This is a genomic window from Paenibacillus sp. LS-5 (assembly GCF_056121505.1).
This window is the reverse complement of record NZ_JBWAVA010000006.1, coordinates 17,216-35,295: the sequence shown is the minus strand read 5'-3', so window position 1 is coordinate 35,295 and position 18,080 is coordinate 17,216. Positions and strand designations below refer to the sequence as shown.

The following is an 18,080-nucleotide window of genomic DNA, read 5'->3' as shown; positions in this document are numbered from 1 at the left end:
TGTATGATTATAGTAATAATCGTCTCTTAAAATAGTCATTTTGTTTCGGGAGGTGTTCAAAGTGAGTTTGTTGTTTAATCCTGCTGACTTGAAGGATTTACTACAAAATTTCTATACATTAACGAAAATCCGCACTGTGATTTTCGATGATTCCTTCCATGAGCTGGCAGCGTATCCCACCCGTCATTCCACTTATTGCCACATTATAAGAAGTGACCCCCGCGCAGAATCTAAATGTATTACCTGCGATCAGACAGCTATTATGCACTGTAAAAATGAGCAAAGCATGTATACCTATCAATGCCATGCCGGGCTTACAGAGACAGTCGTGCCCATTAAGGCTGATAATTTGGTCATTGGATATATTATGTTTGGTCAGATGCTGCAAACCGATTCCCGTGAAGAGCTATGGCATACGATCTGTACAAACTTAAGCTCTTATCATATGGATAAAGAAGCACTTTACACTGCCTATCTTCGAAAGAAGAGTATTTCCAAGGACATTATTGCCGCCTACGCCAAGACCATGGAGATGAGCGCAAGTTATCTTTACCTGTCGAGAAAGCTGGTAATCAAAAAGGATGTACTAGCCCAGGAAATTGATACTTACATCACAGAGCATATCCAGGAGGATCTATCGGTTCCGGTTTTATGTAACCAATTTAGAATTAGTAAATCTTTTCTCTATAAACTTTCGGAACAAAGCTTCGGAATGGGAATTGCCGAGTATATCCGCAAAATACGGATACAACTGGCGAAGAAGTTATTAGGGGATTCAAACATGCCTGTTTATGAAATTGCCAATCAAATCGGAATTCCTGATTATAATTATTTCACGAAGGTCTTTAAAAGAGAAGCGGGGCTGCTGCCAACTACCTATAGGAGGGAGTATTCCATGCGTTAGTTGGCAGAGTAACTAGAACAGTATCTATATAGACTGAACTTTTGAATTACATTCGTATACAAAGCCGATCAATGACCTCCATCGGGTTATCATTGGCGCGTTTCATGAAAGCAGCGACGTTGATGCGAATGTGGTAGAACTTCTTGTAAAATACGTTGTGGACAACGTCGCTTTTTAGCCATTTCCATAGCCCTTCGACCAAGTTGAGCTCTGGTGAATACTTGGGCAGGAAAACAAACTGCAGCCGTGTATGCTTTTTCAGGTAGGCTTGCACCTGTTCAGCATGATGAATCCGGCTGTTGTCCAGAATCATTACAATCTTACCTTTCGGATACACTTTCCGGACAGCATCAAGAAACTGGATGAGTGCCGGGGTGTCGTATCGCTCGCCATCCCGGTAAAAGACGTGCCCCGTCTCGTAGTTCAGGACACCAAACAATTTTGCGCCTTCATGCCGGCCATACGTCGGCACCTTTCGCTGCTGGCCTACCGGAAACCAGGTGTATTGCAGCGACTGATAGGCCCGAATCATACACTCGTCTTCGAACAGCAAATGGTCGATTTCATGGTTTATTAGCTTTTTTTTAGTGCAGGAAAGGTTTCTGACCTGAACGTTTCCTGCTCCGCAGGATCGGCCAGTTCCATGGTGTAGGTTGCCTTGGTATGGCTAAATCCGAGCCGGTGCAGCAAGACTGACATTCCTTTTTCCGTGTAAGTTTCACCGAATTCCCGCTCGACAAAGAGCATGGCCAGCTTAAGCGTCCAGGTATACTTGGCTTCGATGCCAACGTCGACGGGACGCTTGGTTGCAACGGTATCCGCCAAAGTCTGCTCCTGCTGGTCGGTAAGTCGACGTGGTTTGCCTGGTGAATGGCCCAGTGTAAGACCTTCGATTCCGTCACGCTCATAGCTATGAATGTATCCGGCAGTCGTTTTCTCTGTGCGCTTGATCATCTTAGAAATGTCCTTGATCGTTCGACCTTCAAGACGGTGTAGAACCGCCAAGTAACGCTCAAACATCCGTTTGTCAGGAGTTTCACGAAGAGCCGCTTCAAGCTTTTGTTTTTCATCGGTGCTTGTCATGAAATCACGTCCTAAATGGTTGTTACTTTCTATTACCCCATCTAGGAGTGGACGATTTTTCTATATGAAGTTCTTTAATTCAGTCTATATAAAAGATTTTTTGCATACATTATTTTCTTATCGCTTAATTGTCTCCAACTTCCGCCACCCTTTGTAGCGTCCTTTCCTCATAATAAGTAAAAAAAATCAACGGAGAATCATAGGGACAAATTAAAGCACAACTTCTACACACAAACTCAGTACAGATTCTGTGTGATCTTCTCCGCAATATATTTAATACGCGGGGTAATGCGACTATCGTCAACTGTATGTAGCTTGTCCTGCTTAAATAGTTGAAACTTCTTGAGCTGGTAGTAGGCGAGCAGCGCTTCGTAAACGGTCAGATGATGCTCCATCAAATATTTTACATCCAACAGGTGCTGTAACATTTGATCCTGTAGCAAGATTAAATGACCATTGACGGGATTAAACATTTCCTCGCGTATTCCCTGGTCATAGAATGCTAATACATGTTGCTCCCAATGCTTTATCGCACTTATCAGCTGCGCCCAACTCTCCGGAAAACTGCTCTCCAGTCCCTTCAGGAACATATCCGTGACCGATTCAAACATCAGAACGGACTGTTCAAAGATCTGCTGAAACCGCTCTGCGTACATCTGATCTGAGTCAGAACCGACCATTACTTCATTAATGTATTGCACCATCACTTCCACAACATAAGCGACCAGGTCTTCTTTGGTCGAGAAATATTTATATAACGTCCCCCGGCTAATGCCTATGATCTTAGCAGCCTCGTCCATACGTAATGATTGAATCCCATTTTTCCTAACGTAAGGCAGCAACTTATCAATTAGTTTGCGCTTGGCCTTATCCAGTTTTTCTTGCTGGCTAACTTTTCTCATCTTAGATCCCCCTTTAGTTATGATTATACTTGATTATCCTGATTATTTGCACTTTAATAAACAAAATGAACAATATATTGTTTACTTTGTTTATTTTTATGTGTTATCATATCGTTTAAGATTAATCATTAGCGTTCTATAAGGGGGATATAAAAGATGAATAGCAAGAAAGTGATTATGCTTACAGGTGCGAGCGACGGCATTGGAGCGGCGGCAGCCCGCCAGCTCCAAGAACTAGGGCACTGTGTCGTCGTCATCGGCCGCTCTGCTCAGAAGACCGCAAGAGTGGCAAACTCCATCGACGCTGACTATTATGTGGCGGATTTCACACGCCTTGACGACGTCCGGGCCCTGGCGGATTCGTTGCATCAGAAATACCCACGTATCGACGTGCTTGCCAATAACGCTGGAGGCGTGTTCGGCGACCCCGGACGCACCGTCGACGGATTCGAGAAGACATTCCAGATCAACCACCTAGCCCCCTTCTTGCTCACCAGTTTGTTGATGGACACGCTGCTGGCTTCCAAGGCGACGGTCATCCAGACCTCCAGTGTTGGCGGAGAGCAAGTCCGAAATTTTGATCCCTACGACCTCAACTTGGAGAAGAACTTTTCTCCCATTCGGGCATATGGTGCAGCAAAGTTAGAAAACATATTGTTCACAATGGAACTGCACCGCCGTTACCATGACCAGGGACTCTCCACGGCTGCATTCTACCCGGGCAACGTGGCCACAAACTTCGGGGCGGAGACCACTAGTAAGTTAATGAAATTCCTGGCTACGAATAAAATTACCCGCTCTATTCTGATCACGCCTGATAAAGGTGCAGAGCAACTGGTCTGGCTGGCAACAACAGAACCTGATACCGAGTGGAAGTCCGGTCAATACTACTCTAAACGCAAGACCAAACAAGCTAGAATGGCCACCCAGGAGAACGCCATTGCCCTTTGGGAAGAATCAGAGAAACTCCTGAATAAGATCATCCATTGATTAACTTGTAGATAAAGGTCGGTCCAAGCTGGGAGAGACTTCGCTTCAAAAATCCCAAGAACGTTGAGCATTCAACATTCTTGGGATTTAGATTTTTTTATCTTATTTAATTGACCTAATGTTCACTCTGATAAATAATTTTGCATCCTTCCATGCTGATGTTCTTCTCGAAAGCTTCTGTAAGTTTATCAATATTGTAGCGATGTGAAATGATAGAGGTGATAGGAATATCGCGAAGCGTGCATTCTTTCAGAAATTCGCAGGCCTGCAGCCAGTCTTTTGAAGCATAGGTCCAGGAACCGACTACTTTTATTTCTTTGTTACAAATATCAAGATGCGGATTATACGAAGTTTCGCCATTGTCTACGAAGAAACCAAGCTCACACAGAGAACCGCCGCGTCTCACATAATCCCAGAGCATGGATGCTGCTTTCGGAGATCCTGTAACCTGAAAAGCCATCTCTGCGCCGAGACCACCTGTCACCGCTTTAACTGCTGCTACAGGATCTGGCGACTGTGAAATGTTCACAACTTCAGTAGCTCCTAATTGTTTGGCCAAGTCCAGCCTTTTTTGATCGGCATCCACAGCGATAATGTTCCTTACGCCCATCGTCCGTATCAAGCTCAGTAGAAGCAGCCCGATTGGCCCGCATCCTTGGATGAGCACATAGGAATCATGTTTAAAATTGAAAATCTCTTTGGCCTTCTCAACCGCATGAACAACAACAGCAGCTGGTTCAATCAGAATACGCAAATCTGTCTCCATGTCGCTAACGTTGAACACCACACCGCCTGCATTTACTTTCATATAGTCACCAAACCAGCCGTTAAAGTAATGAACTTCCCCAGGCAGTAGTCCGAAAATCTCACCATTCTCGCACAAATGAATTTGCTCCGGATGGTTCAGACAAACATCGCATTTTCCACAGGGTTTTAGGCCAGTCACGATCTTATCGCCAACATTCAGCGGCTTACCAGAATAGTCAAGGGTAACATTTTTGCCGAGCTTTACAATTGTGCCGGTTCCTTCATGCCCCAAATGAACTGGAATGTAGCCAAACGGATCGCCCTTGTATTCATGTACATCCGTTCCGCAAATACCGCATCCATCCACACGTACCAGAATTTCATCATCGCCTATTTCAGGAATAGGAAGCTCTTTAATCGTAATTTCCCGATTACCAGTTAAGACTGCAATTTTTCCTGTTGCCGGAATATTAAACTCTTTCAATGTAATTCCTCCATAACATAAAATTAATTGTGAATGATTTCACAACATTATTTTAGTACTGGGAGCATTTTCACGCAGTTTCCATTCAGGAATATCTGTCACTATACGTTACAACTTCATCGTTCTGTAACATCAGGAGCTTTGCGTTCCGGTTAAGTGCTGCAAACACCGATATACTTTTTGTAGCATTAAATCGATTAGTAGTGAGGTCATATATTCCGAAGTAATATATTACGAGGTGTCCGGAATGACTGAAAAATAAAAATCACATGCTGGCTTGTTATACCAACCTAATGATCCAGAGCTTGTTGCGGACAGTGATGTCACTGTGAAGAAACTGTACGACGACAATAATCTACACCCAGATGTGGAGCAACGTTTGGCGGGACTAGAATACAAAGCTCCTGTCACGATTGGCAACGCTGTCTGGATCGGTGCAGGAAGTGTTGTTATTAAGATATTGCGCCGAAGACTTTGGCTGTCGGCATCCCTTGTACGGCAATCCGCTCACTTTAATTGTCACACAGACATTATCATGCCGCATAAGGTGAAGTAGATACTTGTGTACGGCTCTCCGCGCTGTCTGTAACGGCAAGTTTTAGGGCCATCTTTTTGCGAGATGGCCCTATCCTTTTTCTCGCTTTGTTCAACTATCGTACCCGTTATTGTAAAGAACGTATGCTTCTAGTTCTCGACTGATTTTATGGCCGCAAAGCTCCATCCCAGTTAAAATATGCCTACTCCTCCCCCAGGGACGATTTCTCCATGTTTCATAATATCAATTGGGCAGCACCCAGTTCGGTTTCTTCGCTGATCTCTTGTACTCAATAGCTTCACGCCAAGTAGGGTTAGCTTCCGCAGAGGACAACTGCTACTGAGTCATTGAACTAAAGTTCCTTCATCAGCTTAATTTTTCATTACCAAAGAAGCGTAAGTATGTATACATGCCATAAATTATTGCTTTCAAAGGAATAACTATTATTTCATCCCATGTGATGAGAGAAGCGACGACATGGCATCGGCTGATTCTTGCATGCCACGACCAATCCATTCTTCGATCCAGCCATAAGTCCTTAGGCGACAAAAGATATAACATAGGCTGTCATCTTGTCATACTCGGTTTTGGCTCCATATAGGTCGGTAAAAAATGTTTAAAAACAGATAAAATAAATTTCTTTTTTTAGTAAAAGATAAAAATCGCTATATTCTTTTAAGTGCTTAAACAAACTGCCGTAAGTCATGCATTGGAATCATTTATTAGTTGTTAATCCGCATCCCACTTTGAAATATAATTCTTAATGTGCTTCAGTAAGATATCCTCTTTATCGACATAATTTTGGTAGAAAGAATTTCTGCTCACCTGTGCTTTGGTAGTGATTTGACTTATAGAGAATTGAGAAAGTTCGTATTTCATTAATAGCTTTAGGGTAACTTGCGTAATTTGTTCTTTTACAAATGTGTTTTTTCTTCGTTATTCAAGATGATACATTTCCTCCTGATTTGTATCATTTTTGTTGTAAATGTTGATCTTGCCAATAAGGGCTGATACATTTGATACGTCGATAGAGTGTATCTACTGCAACAGATTGTCAGGGACAAAGGATACGATTGAAAACGCAGAGATAAAGGAGATACATAGTGCGAATTGTTTATTAATCTGATGGTCGGCGGATCATTGTTCTAAGGTGACTTTCATGAGTAAAGGTAAAATAGAAGGGAAACAAAACAGGCATGTTTATTCTGCTGTATATAGGGGCGTCTATCCTTTCTTCTGCAGCGTCGGCTATCTTCAAGACTTATACTTCTCCGGAATTAAAAAATATTCGGTAGACTGGAACGATGAGACTGGAACGATGAGATTGGAACGATTAATACCGATTTAGCTTACGGAGATGGCGAAGCTAAAAGCAAAATTCCCGCTGTTGTCAAAGAGGCTCAAAAGTTAGTCTACAACCTAGATTAGATGGCAATATCCGGAGGCGGCAGCCGGATTGTTTTCAATCATGACCGGTACTGAAATTACTGCGGATAAGTTCGGCACGGAAGCTTATGAAGAGGCGATCAAACCGATTTCAGCATACAAGTGGGTCTATAGAAATTCGGTCCCTATAGGTCGTTGCCTAAGGTGAATACGACAAAGTGTGACCGTTTGATACAGTAAAGCATTTGATCTATGCATTTAGAAAAAAATAACATAACCCATGATTACATCGAATTCCCGCATTCGGGGCACGCACTTCAGAATGACAATGCTCTGTATGTAAAGCATATGGAAACAGCGGATAAATATCTGGATACTTATCTACCAGTCGAATAATTTAGCAAACAGAACAGCAGTTCCGTTAGTCGTATAAAATTAGAGTGTGGAGGTAAACATAATGAGAAAAAAAATGACAGTGAATAATAGAAGTGAAAAAAGAAAAATTAGGTGGTGGCGTATTCCAATTATTATTTTGGCAGTAGTAGGTGCAGGTTCACTTCTACTTAATGGGTGCGGGAAAGTTATGGAAAATATTCAGAGTGTCCCTGAGAATTACACAACAACAGTGAAAACAGCCGGTGAACTGGAAGCTAAATATATGGCTCTGGGCAGCCATAATGTAAGTTATTTTGAAAGCTATGCAATGATGTCGTTTCAAAAATACGAGATTTTTTACCCCTCAGACATTGCAGATATAAACAAGCAGCTTCCTGTGATAGTTTTTGTCAATGGCACGGGAATCAAAGGTTCTAAGTATAAGGCTCTTCAAAAACATATGGCATCATGGGGATTCATCACAATTGCTACCGAAGAAGATTTCGCGTGGAATGGTTTTTCTGCCGAAATGAGCGTCAGATTCCTTGAAAAGCTGAACAGTTCCGAACTATTCGACAACAAAGACAATGTTTTCTATCAAAAAATAAATTTAAAAAGCATTGGTGTTACAGGACATTCACAAGGTGGTTACGGTGTTGTTAATGCAATTACCGTTCAAAAACATGCGGCAAGCTATAAGGCTGCTGTTATCCTCAGCTCAGACGCTTCTTTTAGTGGCAATGATTTTATGTGGGATGCTGATTCAACTCTTATTAAGACACCTTCGCTGATTGTTGGCTCTACAGGTAAATTCGATTCTGTTGTAGCATCTCTTGAAAATTTGCAGGGACTGTATTCAAATATACAGGATGGAACAACTAAAGTATTGGCAAGAAGAAACGATGCCGATCATGGACAAATGCTCTACTATGCAGATGGATATGTTACTGCATGGTTTATGTATTATCTGCAGGATGATGAAGAAGCCAAAGTGGCATTCTTTACAAATGATGCTGAAATATTAACCAATCCACTTTACCAGAATCAGCAGATTTATCAGGCAAAATGACATAACTTTTAGATGAAGAAAGAGCGAATAAATATCAGCAGATATTAAAGAAAACGATACCTAAATTCAATGAACAAGCTGCTGCACACTTGTTTATTGGGGATGGCTTACTATGCTATGATGATCCAATATATTTAACAGTGTAAATATGTCTTGAATGAGGTTAATGGCAAGTTGGAAGATTACGGTCTGGATGTAGTTGACAAGACATACCCTTCGACTAATGAAGACTAAATAATACAACAAGATATGTAAGTAAAGGATCGGGAAACCGGTCCTTTACTTATGCCCAAAAAACGGAGGTGATGAATTTGTATTTTGTATCAAGCTTTTCTCAGTATCCATATTCTCCAGTATTCTTGGCACTCTATCTTTCTACTGTAAGCGTCAAACCCAGACCACCTTCAATAGCCCAATCATTCATGAGAAAATGAAGGCAACTCATTAACAGGAGGTTGCCGCATGACCGACAGAGACAAACGCCGCCACGAATGGACAATCCGTGTGGCAGATTACAGAGCCAGCGGCCTTACCATGTCTGAATGGTGTGCCGCCAATCAGCGCTCGAAAGAATCATTGAAATATTGGCTCCGTAAATTGAAACAGGATTCCTCTTCATTATCTACGCATTCAATGAATTTGCTACCGCTCACCGTTGTCGATCCGCCCAGTGCTGCAATCGTCAAAGTTTCGTCCCTCATCGTTCGGATCGGACAAGCAAGTATCGAGCTCCATCCAGACTTTGATCCTCATCTGCTGCGCAAAATCGTCCATGCTTTGGAATCCTCATGCTGATGTTGCCAAGTGTTCCGCATGTTTATCTTGCTACTGGCGCAACCGATCTGCGCAAGTCCATTGACGGTTTAGCTGCCTTGGTGCAAGAAGGCTTCGGTCTGAATCCCTTCGAGCCGTACCTGTTCGTGTTCTGCAATCGCGAACGCAACAAGCTCAAAATCCTCTACTGGGAGCATAACGGCTTCTGGTTATTCTATCGTCGGCTTGAACGCGGTACGTTCCAGTGGCCGGCCGGCGGTAGCACCCCGCTCACCATCTCCAGTCGAGAACTGCGCTGGTTGCTCGACGGGCTTTCGCTAAGCCAACGGCAAGCCCATCCACAATTCACAGCGCAGACAGTCATTTAAACCAAAGTTCGCTGAATTGACATACCTGTGAGCAGGGTGACACGAATGGCTTTCGAATATATGTAAATATGGAAAATATGACAGAAGCAGCAAGCCTTATAACCGAAAATTACGAAGCGACCATCGCCAAGCAGGACGCGCAGATTGCCAAGTTAACTGCCAAGCTCAGATGGTACGAAGAGCAGTTCCGCCTCGCGCAGCAGAAGCGCTTCGGGGCTTCAAGTGAAAAGACGAATCCGGATCAGATGGAGCTCGATCTGTTCAACGAAGCCGAAGTGCTGGCAACACCCGAGACGCAGGAGCCGGACATTGAGACGATCACGTGCAGCCGCAAAAAGTCGGCAAGCCGCAAAACCCAGCTGGAGCATCTCCCCATTGAAACGGTCGTCTACGAGCTGCCTGTTTCGGAGCAGGTCTGTTCTTGCTGCGGCGGCAAACTCCATGAGATGAGTACGGAGACGCGCAATGAAATTGCGATCATTCCAGCAGAGGTGAAGGTCGTTCGTCATGTGCGGCAGGTATATGCGTGCCGCCGCTGCGAGCGCGAAGAGATTCGCACGCCGATCGTCACCGCTCCGATGGCGAAGCCTGTCTATCCGGGAAGCCTGGCTTCGCCGTCAATCCTGGCGCATGTGATGAGCCAGAAGTATGTGGACAGCCAGCCGCTCTACCGGTAGGAGCAGCAATTCGCACGCATGGGACTGACTCTATCCCGTCAGACACTTGCCAATTGGATGATCTATGGTGCGGAGCACTGGCTAACGCTGCTGACCCAGCGGATGAAGACGCATCTATTGAAGCAAGATGTCTTGCATGCCGACGAGACAACGCTGCAGGTGCTGCACGAACCGGGCAAATCGGCAGAATCCCAGTCGTATCTATGGCTGTATCGTACGGGTCGTATGGGTCCGCCGATCGTTCTGTACGACTACCGTCCAACGCGAGGCGGCGAGAATTCGCGGGATTATCTTAACAGTTTCAGCGGCTACCTTCACGTGGACGGCTATGCCGGTTACCACAAGGTGAAGGGTGTCACGCTCGTGGGCTGCTGGGCGCATGCACGCCGCAAGTTCGACGAGGCTTTGAAGGTTTTGCCTCCTTCTTCGGACAAAGCGGAAACGGCGTCCAAGCAAGGGCTTCAGTTCTGCAATGAACTATTTGCCATTGAGCGAGAACTGAAGGATGCAGCGCCGGAAGAGCGTTTTAGCATTCGAATGGAGCGAAGTCGCCCCATTTTGGATGCTTATTTAGCATGGCTGAAACAGCAGCGGTCCCGTACGCTGCCGAAGAGCCTGCTTGGCCAAGCGATTGCTTACAGCATGAACCAGTGGGAGAAGCTGACGGCGTTTCTAAAGGATGGTCGGCTGGAGATTGACAATAACCGAAGTGAACGGTCGATTAAGCCATTCGTCATCGGGCGGAAAAACTGGCTGTTTGCCAATACGCCTCGCGGTGCCAAGGCCAGCGCCAACATCTACAGCGTTATCGAGACGGCAAAGGAAAACGGACTGAACCCGTTCCAATACTTGAAGTACTTGTTCGAGCAACTACCGCAGCTTCCCGATCCGAGCGATCTCGAAGTGCTGGATAGTCTGCTGCCATGGTCGCCGACTTTGCCTATGGCTTGCCGGGTGTTTAAGTCTTAAAAGATAAAGTAAAATCTTTATCAGGGGTTTTGACATAAGGTGCTGGTGCGGCGGCTGACATTTCTCGTATGAGGGATGTCAGCGTTTTTTTTTAGTGAATTCGCGTACATATTCATTGGCGTAACCTCCTCGTTTTTCAAGGGGCTGCACCTCACATTTCTACCTACTCGTCAAGTCTTATTTCCTTTTTTTACGCAAAAAAGAGCAGGCTATCTTTTCGATAATTTGCTCTTGTTCTTCCAGGCCTTATTTCGAATACATATCAAAGAAAGGAGGGATTTGATTTGATTATTACTCCAGATTTACCAAACTTATCGTTTACCGAAAGAAACGGAGTCAAGTATTTTGAACTTGTCGCCGAACCTGTAAAACAAGAGTTGTTGCCTGGTTTATTCATTAACGCTTTGGGATATAACGGCAGCTCTCCAGGACCCACAATCATTGTTTATCCCGGCGATTATGTACAGATTCGAGTACACAATAAACTCTCGGATCCAACAAGCGTACATTGGCATGGCTTAGATGTTCCTAATGTTATGGATGGAGTACCAGAAGTAGAACCATCTCCCAAAATTCAACCGGGCTCCTATTATGATTATCATTTCAAAATTGTAAACTCTCCTGGCACACATATGTACCACACTCATTTCCATTCGGTAAAACAAGAAATGATGGGATTAGGTGGAGCATTTATCATCGCTGACCCGAACGAATATAGGACAAAAATTCAAAGAGATTACTTTATAATGCTCCAAGAATTTAAAGTTAAGGGATTAGAGAAAGGTGAAGTGAAAGAAGGGAATTATAATTTAGATCCTTATTCGGATATGTTTAATTTCTTTACGATGAATGGTCGATGTTTCCCATATACGACACCTTTGCAAGTTCGATACGGTGAACACGTACGAATACGTCTAGGAAATTTAATGATGAACGCCCATCCGATTCATATGCATGGGCAGCAATTTGTGGTCACTGCGACAGATGGAAATTCACTTGCTCCACATAATAGATATTTTAAAAATACTATCTTGGTCGGTTCAGGAGAAACCTATGATGTCGAATTTAAAGCTCATAATCCTGGGACGTGGGTCTTTCATTGCCACATTCCTCACCATATGGCAAACAACTTTACTGAGAAATTAGGCGGAATGACTACTACGATTAGATATGTTTAATTGGAGAACCACTCTCTTTACAACGAGAGAGTGTTTCTTCCTCCCTTCTAAACCGCTACCATACCCGCCATCTGACGATATGCTTGAGCACATTCGCGGCAGATTTTTGCGTAATCTTGACAGTGCGCGTCTTTAAACGTAAGCGTACTGTTCAATGAAAATAAAGAATTAGATTGACTTGCCTGAAACAGAGCGCATTATGGCGGTTAAAATCATCAGGATTGCGATAATAAGTTATAGACTGGCTTGGATAAAGACGCAGCGGCAGCCTCGGACTGAAAAATAAAGTCCTAGACTGCCGCTGTTTATTTGAACTAACGTCTCCCGTTAGGAGCTTAATGAAATGATGCAACTGGAAGAAATATACTCATATCGTTAATCAAAATTTCCCTTCATCAATGTATGTTACGTGAACGTTTTTCCTTACTATCTCGCTAAGTCCATTTTGATTATAGTAAGGCATCAGTCTATCTGCCTGTTCAACATCTATCCACGATATTTTCATTATTTCATCTGGTCTATTAATTTTTTCAAGTCCGCCTATTATCGAGGATCTAAACGTAACATAAACAATGTGCTCTGATTTCTTTTCAACTTGATATTCATTCAATGCAACAACACCAATTAATCTAATGTCTAGTCCTGTCTCCTCTTTAGCTTCCCTAATGACTGCTTCTTCAAACGTTTCATTTTTTTCCACTGCACCTCCAGGAAGTGTCCATCGGCCTCCATCTCTATTTTGAACCATTAAGATTTTGGAATTTGTTTGATCAGTGATTAACGCATATGCTACATCGATTCTTTTCAAAATACCGATCTCCTTTCAAAAAAATAAAAAACGCTGTACCTGCAGGAGCGAGTACAGCGCGCGTCAACATGACAAATATGCGCATATATATGACTCCCTACGATGGCATTATCCAACAGGTACTTTCGGTCTACGACGGTATAGCCGTACTCTCAGCCTGATCCCACAAGCTTCCGCATATATTTTTATTTTACATTAAATGAGTTTACTACAACTCGATGAAGTTAATCAACGAATGCTACGCTAACCTCCTGTTAGCTTAATGCCGCTTGCCAGTCTACAACTTTATTTTCCGGTCTAATACTTTATTTTCACTGAACACGTAAATTACCCCTACTTGATAAGGTGGGGGCTATTTTACGCTTACTTTCTACTCTTAATCCGTCGCTTGCTGACCCAGTCATTTGACATGAAATTTTAAAATAATGATTGTACAGGCTGCCGAAGAATGCGACTTACGAACTACTTTTTGTAATTCTCGATGGCTTTTTTGCGCTTCTTGTTTAATTCTTCAGATAAACCTCCCAAAGTACCATTCAAAATGCCTTGTTTTATTTCATCATAGCCTCAACAACTTTAGGCTCCAATCCCATGCCTCACTTTTTCATACGATAGGAGATATTGATTGAATTCCATAGCTCCTAGCTCGGTAAAAGACTTGTTGTGAGCCACACCTTTGATAGAAGTGAGGTCGGTACCGACCTTCAATTCGTCCATGTAATCCATCATGGCTTACCCCATATCCTTCCTGGTCGGTCGGATGGATCTTTTTTATTATTGTAATTTCGGCAAAACACAAAGAAAAAGGATGAACGATTCATACCCTCATCTATTCATCCAAACTTTTCTTATAATAGAACTATTGTTCATTTTATAAATAATCCTGCTTCCCTCCATGCTGATGTTCTTCTCAAACGCTTCAGCAAGATTATTGCGTCTTACATAATACCAAAGCATAGATGCTGTCTTACGTCTGAGAGATGTTCACTACTTCAGCAGCGCCTAATTGCTTAGCCAAGTCCAGCAGTTTCTGATCGGTATCCACAGTGATAATAATATTGCCTACGCCCATTGTCTGCACCAAGCCCAGCAAGAGCAGTCCAATTGGCCCGCGCCACAACGCCTGCATTCACTTTCATATAGTCACCAAAGCAGCCGTTAAAGTAATAAGTTTTCCCAGCTAGCAGCCCGAAAATCTCGCCGTCTCGCACAAATGAATCTGCTCCGGACGATTGAGACAAATATCACGTTGCCGGTCCCTTCATGACCCCGATGAACCGGAATATATCCAAACGGATCGCCCTTGTATTCATGGACATCCGTTCCGCAAATTCCGCATCCGTCCACACGGACCAGAATTTCGTCATCATTGATTTGGGAATAGGAAGCTCTTTAATCGTAATTTCCCGATTGCCAGTTAAGACCGCATTTTCTCCGTTACCGGGATATTAGACTCTTTCAATGTAATTCCCTCATAACTTAAATATAAATTATGAATGATTTCCAATAATTATTTTAGTACTGAGGACATTTCCTCGCAGTTTCCATTCAGAAATATCTGTCGCTATGCGTTACAAATTTAATGATCTTTAACATCAGGAACTTTGTATTTCGGCTATGTGATGAAGGCTTTGGTATACTTTTAACGGCATCAGATCGATCAGCAGTGAGGTCATATGTTCAGGGGATTGCTTCATCCCATGGAGCACCCAGTCACCGGTCATTTGCAGTGCTGAGCGGCAATAGTATTGGAGCAAGATGTCTATATCTTCGTCCAGCTGCATTTTTACCCGAATTGTTTCTTTGAAGAACCGGTAAATACATTCATAATCATAATGCAGCAGACTGTTATAATCAGAAGAAGAAAAGGCAGAAATGAAAAAATAACGATCTTCCTTCATCAGCTCCAGCTTTTTGATCAGCCCTTCCTCAATCGTAAGGCTCCGCCCCATTTGCCTGATTGTCTTCTGCACAATTTTATCAAAATACCAGTTTACCAGATCATATTTATCTTTGAAGTTACGGTAAAAGGTTTGTCTTGTTGTGCCGCACTCGGCAACAACTACACTTACACTAATTTTGTCCAGTGGAGTCGTCTTCATCAATTCCTTAACGGCATTGGCTAAAGCATATTTGGTCCGTTCTTGAAATTCCATGCGTTTGCTCCTTTTCCATACCATTTGCTATTCTATGTCCGGGCTGGTGTATCTTTCCCTATACTCCTTCGGTGTAAGACCATGTTTAGCTTTAAATAACCGGTAAAAATAAGTGCGATTGGTGAACCCCAGACTCTGTAGAATCTCTGAAATACTGCTGCTGCTGCTCTTCAAAAGTGTTTCGGCTTCCTTCAGAAAGAAAGTTTGCCCATATTCAAGCATACTTGCTCCGGTATATTTCTTGACGATACGGTTTAGATAATCAGGGTTATAGCTTAAAAGCTTAGACAGCTCGCCCCGTGAGATATGGCCTTTATGAGCTTCTAGCAAATAGGATATCCGCATAAAGAGCAGATCTTCGTGATTGGCAGAAATACCGATGCGTTTTGACTTATATAGTGATAAATCTTCCAGTACGAAGAAAATCCGGGAGAACAGGCCTTTAACCATATAGGACCATCCCGGCTTCTGACTTAATATTTCCATAATTAAATCGTTGATTAAGCGTTGCAGCTGATCAGTGTAGCCGGGAGCAGGTGCCATATCGTTTAAAGAAAAGTGTAGATATTCCTTTCTATGATGCTGCCGCTTGTTCAAGCTATCCATGATAAACGTATAAACCGGACTCGTATGGTTTACAAGCTTGTTGTCCTCCTGATAAACCAAGTCATTGTGAATGATGTCTCTGATAAATTCATGGGAAATACAAAAGTAAACCGCATAGAAATCGGTTGTAAATTCCTCAAAATGTCTGATGTTGGGCCCAAGTATACACACATCGCCCTTCCTATACCGAATACAGGTATCTTCAATATAATTCCGCACTTCTCCGCTGAGCACAACCATAAATTCGAAATAATCGTGATTATGGATGGTCCGCTCATGATATTGGGAGCTCAATTCTTTCTTGGATAAGTAACGGAGATCATGTTGACCGGGTATCACCGTGTTCACAATCAGGGCAGCATCTGGGTTACTGAGATCACAGTACATGCTGAAAATGCTATAAGGAACAATAAGCATGTATTGTTCTGCGACAGTACTCCCCGCGTTTTGTACACGCAGAGATGTATTCCACGAATTCATAGAAACCTTTTTCATCCTGGTTGAGTTCATTAGATAACCCTCTTAACTTTAGTCTGTTTTTGATACACTTCCTGAATATGAAGGCCTGTAATCAACATTGCCCCGTCTAATGAAGCGGTTACAATTGTATTATAAGTACTGCTCCAGGGCTTAGCAAGCCTTCCCAAGGCAGACTTTTGATGATGGAAAACTAATCATGGGGGGTTTAAAATGCAACTAACAACAAAAGTATCACAACAACCTTTAACCGAGGTAAGAAAAATCGGGTTGGGAGAGCGTCTGGCCTATGGTTGCGGCGATGCTGCCAGTAATGTGGTCTGGGCTTCTATAGCTGCGTTTATGGTGTATTTTTTCACGGACAAAGCCGGACTGACTGCAGGGGTGGCCGGGATCATTTTACTGCTAGCGCGTATTCTTGACGGTTTTGTAGACGTGCTTGTAGGAATTTTGGTAGACCGCACCCATACCCGTTTCGGTAAAGCACGTCCTTGGATTTTATGGATGGCCTTGCCATACGGGATTTTGACCGTCTTGCTGTTCAGCGTACCGGATTTCGGAGTGACTGGCAAAATTGTATACTACTCCATCACTTACCTGCTCATCAATATTGTATTCTCGTTTATTAATATCCCATACGGTACGCTGAATGCTATGATCACCCAAGACCAGTACCAGCGAAGTATCCTGAATTTCTTCCGGATGAGCTTTGCCCTCGTGATGAGTATTGTTGTCAGTGTAGGTACCACCGGCTTTGTGCATGCACTGGGAAATAACGCGGGAGCCTGGCAAAAGCTTTTTATTATTTATGCTGTTTTGTCTGTGATCCTCTTTATGATTACCTTTATGTTCACTCGGGAGAGAGTAGCGGCCACCACTGCAAATCATGAAACGACGACCCTTCCGCTCAGTAAACAATTGGCCTCCTTATTCAAAAACAAGTACCTCCTTCTGATCACAGGCGCTATGCTTATGGCATATATTATCAATGGTCTGCTAGGGACGGTGATCTATTATGCCAAGTATGTTCTGGGAGACGAGAAGTTAAACGGTATTCTGCAGTTAGCCGGGCTGCTTCCCATCGTCGTTATCATTCTGATTCTCTCTCCTTTTGTCAAAAGATTCGGAAAACGTAATTGCTGTCTTGCCGGTACGGTACTCATGCTTCTCGGTAACCTGATAATTTCGCTTAATTCATATGGCCTAGAAATTGTATTGGCAGGTACAGTAATTAGAAGCGTCGGTACTGCACCGATGATCGCCTGTGGATTCTCAATGATTTACGATACAATCGAATACAATGATTGGAAGACAGGGGTGCGTTCTGAAGGACTTGTTACGAGTATGGCAGGTCTGGCGGGCAAAGTAGGCTCCGGGCTTGGAGCGGCTTTGATTGGATGGATGCTTTCGAGCGGCGGATATGTTGCTGACCAGGCGGTTCAAACCTCAAGCTCCTTGTTTGCTATTAAATTTGGTTATATTTATCTGCATGCTATTTTGGCTGTAGGAATTTGTGTTTTACTTTGCTTTTACAAACTGGATAAGCTTTATCCGCAGATTATGGAAGAGTTAAAACAGAGAGAGCAGTAACA

17 protein-coding genes and 1 pseudogene are annotated in these 18,080 nt (G+C 43.2%); 9 read left to right on the top strand and 9 right to left on the bottom strand.

The window, feature by feature from the left end; translation table 11 throughout:
- Positions 1 to 61: 61 nt before the first annotated feature.
- Entirely contained in the window at positions 62 to 904 is an 843-nt protein-coding gene (locus AC0MA3_RS11550; protein ID WP_474656278.1) for a PocR ligand-binding domain-containing protein, read from the top strand.
- Positions 905 to 950: 46 nt separating this feature from the next.
- Here AC0MA3_RS11550 and AC0MA3_RS11545 read toward each other — a convergent pair.
- Together AC0MA3_RS11545 and AC0MA3_RS11540 are read right to left on the bottom strand one after the other, a co-directional pair.
- Positions 951 to 1,987, bottom strand: a protein-coding gene (locus tag AC0MA3_RS11545; protein ID WP_474656277.1) for an IS630 family transposase whose coding sequence is annotated in 2 segments (ribosomal slippage) — positions 951 to 1,487 and positions 1,490 to 1,987 — 1,035 coding nt in all. Because the reading frame shifts where the segments join, the coding sequence is not laid out codon by codon here.
- Between the two features lie 236 nt (positions 1,988 to 2,223).
- Positions 2,224 to 2,889: a TetR/AcrR family transcriptional regulator gene (locus AC0MA3_RS11540; protein ID WP_474656276.1), complete on the bottom strand. Its 666-nt coding sequence runs from the start codon at positions 2,887 to 2,889 to the stop codon at positions 2,224 to 2,226.
- A gap of 156 nt (positions 2,890 to 3,045) precedes the next feature.
- Between AC0MA3_RS11540 and AC0MA3_RS11535 the strand changes: the two genes are divergently transcribed.
- On the top strand, positions 3,046 to 3,879 hold the full coding sequence (locus AC0MA3_RS11535; protein WP_474656275.1) for an SDR family NAD(P)-dependent oxidoreductase: 834 nt from the start codon (positions 3,046 to 3,048) through the stop codon (positions 3,877 to 3,879).
- A gap of 115 nt (positions 3,880 to 3,994) precedes the next feature.
- Here AC0MA3_RS11535 and AC0MA3_RS11530 read toward each other — a convergent pair whose 3' ends face one another.
- Complete coding sequence (locus AC0MA3_RS11530) at positions 3,995 to 5,110, bottom strand: zinc-dependent alcohol dehydrogenase (RefSeq protein ID WP_474656274.1); 1,116 nt, start codon at positions 5,108 to 5,110, stop codon at positions 3,995 to 3,997.
- Positions 5,111 to 5,387: 277 nt separating this feature from the next.
- Between AC0MA3_RS11530 and AC0MA3_RS11525 the strand changes: the two genes are divergently transcribed.
- Entirely contained in the window at positions 5,388 to 5,666 is a 279-nt protein-coding gene (locus AC0MA3_RS11525; protein ID WP_474656273.1) for a hypothetical protein, read from the top strand.
- A gap of 708 nt (positions 5,667 to 6,374) precedes the next feature.
- Here the strand turns inward: AC0MA3_RS11525 and AC0MA3_RS11520 are convergent.
- Entirely contained in the window at positions 6,375 to 6,551 is a 177-nt protein-coding gene (locus AC0MA3_RS11520; RefSeq protein WP_474656455.1) for a TetR/AcrR family transcriptional regulator, read from the bottom strand.
- A 937-nt stretch (positions 6,552 to 7,488) separates the two neighbouring features.
- On the opposite strand from AC0MA3_RS11520, the gene AC0MA3_RS11515 reads away from it, so the two are divergent.
- The 5 genes and pseudogenes from AC0MA3_RS11515 (at position 7,489) to AC0MA3_RS11495 (ending at position 12,441) form a co-directional block, all read left to right on the top strand.
- Positions 7,489 to 8,475: a poly(ethylene terephthalate) hydrolase family protein gene (locus AC0MA3_RS11515; RefSeq protein ID WP_474656272.1), complete on the top strand. Its 987-nt coding sequence runs from the start codon at positions 7,489 to 7,491 to the stop codon at positions 8,473 to 8,475.
- 462 nt (positions 8,476 to 8,937) lie between these two features.
- Positions 8,938 to 9,270 carry an IS66 family insertion sequence element accessory protein TnpA gene (tnpA, locus tag AC0MA3_RS11510; protein WP_474656271.1) on the top strand — a complete coding sequence of 111 codons (333 nt, stop codon included), beginning with the start codon at positions 8,938 to 8,940 and terminating at the stop codon, positions 9,268 to 9,270.
- Entirely contained in the window at positions 9,264 to 9,617 is a 354-nt protein-coding gene (tnpB, locus tag AC0MA3_RS11505; RefSeq protein ID WP_474656270.1) for an IS66 family insertion sequence element accessory protein TnpB, read from the top strand. Before tnpA ends, tnpB begins: the two co-directional genes overlap by 7 nt.
- A 68-nt stretch (positions 9,618 to 9,685) precedes the next feature.
- A pseudogene (tnpC, locus tag AC0MA3_RS11500) lies at positions 9,686 to 11,263 on the top strand (IS66 family transposase).
- A gap of 284 nt (positions 11,264 to 11,547) precedes the next feature.
- Positions 11,548 to 12,441: a multicopper oxidase family protein gene (locus AC0MA3_RS11495; protein WP_474656269.1), complete on the top strand. Its 894-nt coding sequence runs from the start codon at positions 11,548 to 11,550 to the stop codon at positions 12,439 to 12,441.
- 379 nt (positions 12,442 to 12,820) lie between these two features.
- On the opposite strand, the gene AC0MA3_RS11490 is transcribed toward AC0MA3_RS11495, so the two are convergent.
- The 5 genes from AC0MA3_RS11490 to AC0MA3_RS11470 form a co-directional block, all read right to left on the bottom strand.
- Positions 12,821 to 13,249, bottom strand: coding sequence for an NUDIX hydrolase (locus tag AC0MA3_RS11490; RefSeq protein WP_474656268.1), 429 nt, complete (start codon positions 13,247 to 13,249; stop codon positions 12,821 to 12,823).
- 967 nt (positions 13,250 to 14,216) lie between these two features.
- On the bottom strand, positions 14,217 to 14,378 hold the full coding sequence (locus AC0MA3_RS11485) for a hypothetical protein (protein ID WP_474656267.1): 162 nt from the start codon (positions 14,376 to 14,378) through the stop codon (positions 14,217 to 14,219).
- Positions 14,379 to 14,407: 29 nt separating this feature from the next.
- A complete protein-coding gene (locus AC0MA3_RS11480) occupies positions 14,408 to 14,605 on the bottom strand; it encodes an alcohol dehydrogenase catalytic domain-containing protein (protein ID WP_474656454.1) in 198 nt (65 codons plus the stop codon).
- Positions 14,606 to 14,844: 239 nt separating this feature from the next.
- Positions 14,845 to 15,405, bottom strand: a complete 561-nt coding sequence (locus tag AC0MA3_RS11475) for a TetR/AcrR family transcriptional regulator C-terminal domain-containing protein (protein WP_474656266.1) — start codon at positions 15,403 to 15,405, stop codon at positions 14,845 to 14,847.
- 27 nt (positions 15,406 to 15,432) lie between these two features.
- Positions 15,433 to 16,398, bottom strand: coding sequence for an AraC family transcriptional regulator (locus AC0MA3_RS11470; protein WP_474656453.1), 966 nt, complete (start codon positions 16,396 to 16,398; stop codon positions 15,433 to 15,435).
- A 303-nt stretch (positions 16,399 to 16,701) separates the two neighbouring features.
- Here AC0MA3_RS11470 and AC0MA3_RS11465 point away from each other — a divergent pair, with 303 nt between their 5' ends.
- Positions 16,702 to 18,078: an MFS transporter gene (locus AC0MA3_RS11465; protein WP_474656265.1), complete on the top strand. Its 1,377-nt coding sequence runs from the start codon at positions 16,702 to 16,704 to the stop codon at positions 18,076 to 18,078.
- Positions 18,079 to 18,080: the final 2 nt, after the last annotated feature.

What these genes read in the sequence shown, in the direction of transcription:
- AC0MA3_RS11540 (WP_474656276.1), bottom strand. Translation starts at nt 2,889, where the DNA reads ATGAGAAAAGTTAGCCAGCAAGAAAAACTGGATAAGGCCAAGCGCAAA.
- AC0MA3_RS11535 (WP_474656275.1), top strand. Translation starts at nt 3,046, where the DNA reads ATGAATAGCAAGAAAGTGATTATGCTTACAGGTGCGAGCGACGGCATT.
- AC0MA3_RS11515 (WP_474656272.1), top strand. Translation starts at nt 7,489, where the DNA reads ATGAGAAAAAAAATGACAGTGAATAATAGAAGTGAAAAAAGAAAAATT.
- tnpA (WP_474656271.1), top strand. Translation starts at nt 8,938, where the DNA reads ATGACCGACAGAGACAAACGCCGCCACGAATGGACAATCCGTGTGGCA.
- tnpB (WP_474656270.1), top strand. Translation starts at nt 9,264, where the DNA reads ATGCTGATGTTGCCAAGTGTTCCGCATGTTTATCTTGCTACTGGCGCA.
- AC0MA3_RS11485 (WP_474656267.1), bottom strand. Translation starts at nt 14,378, where the DNA reads ATGCAGGCGTTGTGGCGCGGGCCAATTGGACTGCTCTTGCTGGGCTTG.
- AC0MA3_RS11475 (WP_474656266.1), bottom strand. Translation starts at nt 15,405, where the DNA reads ATGGAATTTCAAGAACGGACCAAATATGCTTTAGCCAATGCCGTTAAG.
- AC0MA3_RS11470 (WP_474656453.1), bottom strand. Translation starts at nt 16,398, where the DNA reads ATGTACTGTGATCTCAGTAACCCAGATGCTGCCCTGATTGTGAACACG.
- AC0MA3_RS11465 (WP_474656265.1), top strand. Translation starts at nt 16,702, where the DNA reads ATGCAACTAACAACAAAAGTATCACAACAACCTTTAACCGAGGTAAGA.